The 2632-nt window shown below is 35.6% G+C and carries 2 protein-coding genes and 1 pseudogene; 2 read left to right on the top strand and 1 reads right to left on the bottom strand.

What is annotated here, in order from left to right; translation table 11 throughout:
* Both SLS51_RS22810 and SLS51_RS22805 read left to right on the top strand, forming a co-directional pair.
* A pseudogene (locus tag SLS51_RS22810) lies at nucleotides 1-759 on the top strand (hypothetical protein); the annotation flags it as partial.
* Nucleotides 759-1358 (top strand): hypothetical protein, encoded by a 600-nt coding sequence (locus SLS51_RS22805; RefSeq protein WP_323840779.1) that lies wholly within the window; start codon nucleotides 759-761, stop codon nucleotides 1356-1358. The pseudogene SLS51_RS22810 and the gene SLS51_RS22805, both read left to right, overlap by 1 nt.
* Before the next feature lie 1048 nt (nucleotides 1359-2406).
* Here the strand turns inward: SLS51_RS22805 and SLS51_RS22800 are convergent.
* Nucleotides 2407-2632, bottom strand: a 226-nt coding sequence (locus SLS51_RS22800; protein WP_323840778.1) for a hypothetical protein, incomplete at its 5' end; no start/stop codon positions are given.

The following is a 2632-nucleotide window of genomic DNA, read 5'->3' as shown; positions in this document are numbered from 1 at the left end:
GCGGCGGGCGGTTATGCGCTGGTTTATGGCGGCCAGATACTGATTGCCGCCTCGGCTGAAATGGCAACGGCAGGGCGTGTTGCGCTTGAAGGCTGTAAAACCAATCCGGCGTTGTGCCTGAATAACGTGGGTATTTTTGTCGCTGATGCGGTTGCGCCAGAAGCGGCGGTTGGGACCGGTGTTTTGGCTGCGGGAACGGTAAAAGTATTAGGTAGCACCAAAGAAGGTGCCAAGAATCTGGCAGAAGGATTGAGTCATACCTCAAACCCGCTGTTAAAAAATGCTAAGCCTGATACTGATGCTGTAGCTAGTTTGATAGGAAATGAAAAGTTACATAATTTAGCTAAACAGGCTCTAGTCGATGAAATAAATAAGTTTCCGTCTAAGACAAAAGCAGCAGACGTTGCAATGATGGTTGGGGCTTTTGATTCTGTAACAGGTAAAGTCTCCGTTGGGTCAAGTAATGGAAAAATTATGGCAGAAAATTTACATCCTACAACTATTAACTATATTGAAAATAAATTAGGTGTAAAAATCGGAGAATTTACCAACTACTGTAAAAACAAGGTTGGCTCCTGTGCTGAGGTTTCTGCTGCGGATCAATTGATTAGGCAAGGTTCTAGACCGGAAGATGTTAAATTCACTCAGGCAGTTAGACCTTTGGCTGTTATAAAAGAAAAAGGTAATATTGATTCCAGCAAAGTAATTAAAGCACCATGCGAAAATTGTGAAATCACATGGACAAAAGAGAGGCAATAATGAATGTATTAAATGAATCATGGGAGCCGGGTTTTGGAACCATTTTCACTTGGTTTGCAATGGATAAACAGGGAAAAATTGCAGTTATGGTAAATAACTGCTGGGGATGGCTACCTAATGCTTTGTTACGTATGAGTAATTTTGGAAATATATTGACTGAGCTTAATGAATACAAATGGGAGGAATCGGAAAAATATACAATTTACCCCGATCATAAAAATGGGCAAACAGTATTAGACTTATATTCTTCTCTTGTACATCAAGATGCTAATTGTAAAGGTGATGTGGAAAAATGGGTTCATTTAGCTCAGCAGTCAGAGGACTTGGATGAGATTAATCTTCCTGCGAGAAAAGGGTTTTTCATTTATCACGGCATTGAAGGAAGTAACCCCGGCCAAGATGTCCCAGTAGGTTATGATGGTGAAACGAAAATGGGAGACTATTTTCGTTATTTAATCCCTACTATTTATGCCACTATTGAAGATTTCCCTGAACCGTTACGTAAAGGAATTGCTGTTTCTTATACGTTAGATTTTACAAAAGATCGATTGTTGGATAATGATAAAATTAATGAATATTTTCCTAGGATGTATTCATAGTTTTCTTGCTTGTGTTGAGTGAACGTCGAGCACAATATCCGTATCATTGGAACGGGAGATACATAGGCTCAAAATAACGGCGATGATATTCAAGTACAGCGCAGTAAACTGGATGCGATATCGTGCTGGAGGTAAAACAGGGTATTGTACTGAAATAGACAGAGATCCTCAGATGTGGGATCTCTGGTTCCGCCTGACAAAGCATTTTTAAACTCTCATTTTTTCAACGAAAGCTTCATAAGGCGTTTTACTTTCCAAAGCAGCAGAACTGGCGGCTATAACGCTGGATAAAACCTTTAGTGACCCGATGGCAATTCAGGCATTAAAGAAGGTGCCAAGAATCTGGCAGAAGGATTGAGTCATACCTCAAAACCGTTGTTAAGAAATGCTAAACCTGATATCTATGTTAATCCATTTTTAAAATAAGGGATATTCTTAAGTCATCGAAAATTTTTAATAACGTGTTGTTGGTTAATTAGCTTTTCTTTAATGCTTAATAACGCTTTATTCTATCAACAAAGGTTAAAAGTTTTTAGGATTAATAAGTCAGAAATGTGATAACGGTTAAACAGGTGTTTAACCGTTAACAGCGAGTGAAAACAACTCGTAAAAATAATGATATTAAATTGATTTTAGCGTTAAATCATACTGACGGTATAAAAAGAAGAATGGTTTAAATTAAACAGTAAAAGAGAGATGTTATTAGATGGGCTAAAACAGTGTAAAGCTGGTTTAAGCTATCACGGTTTTATATAATAAATGTAAAATAATAACGCTGAAAGTAATTTAATCCGTATGTCGTTAAATCATTTATTTTAGGGGGGTGTTTTTCATGATTGATAATTTAATTGGTTTATGAAAAAGTTTATTCTTTGGTTTAAGGCTTTATTAAAGGTGATTCCTTTTGAAAAAAATTATCTGATTAACTTATTCATGTTTTTATTTATCCGTTTTTCCGAGGAGACATAAGCATTAATAAAATAAATTTTTGTTTTCAATTTTTCACTGATGGCATTATAATAGGTAGGCTTTAGGCTGTTATTAAAAATCATTTTCTTAACTCTTGGGTTAATCGGTATAAAGTTTTAACGATAGTTTTAACGATAGTTTTAACGATAGTTTTAACGATAGTTTTAACGATAGTTTTAACGATAGTTTTAACCATAGTTTTAACCATAGTTTTAACCATAGTTTTAACCATAGTTTTAACCATAGTTTTAACCATAGTTTTAACCATAGTTTTAACCATAGTTTTAACCATAGTTTTAACCATA

Origin of the sequence: Photorhabdus africana, assembly GCF_035181445.1 — a bacterium.
GTDB classification, from domain to species: Bacteria; Pseudomonadota; Gammaproteobacteria; order Enterobacterales; family Enterobacteriaceae; genus Photorhabdus; species Photorhabdus laumondii.
This window is presented reverse-complemented; position numbering and strand designations above follow the sequence as displayed.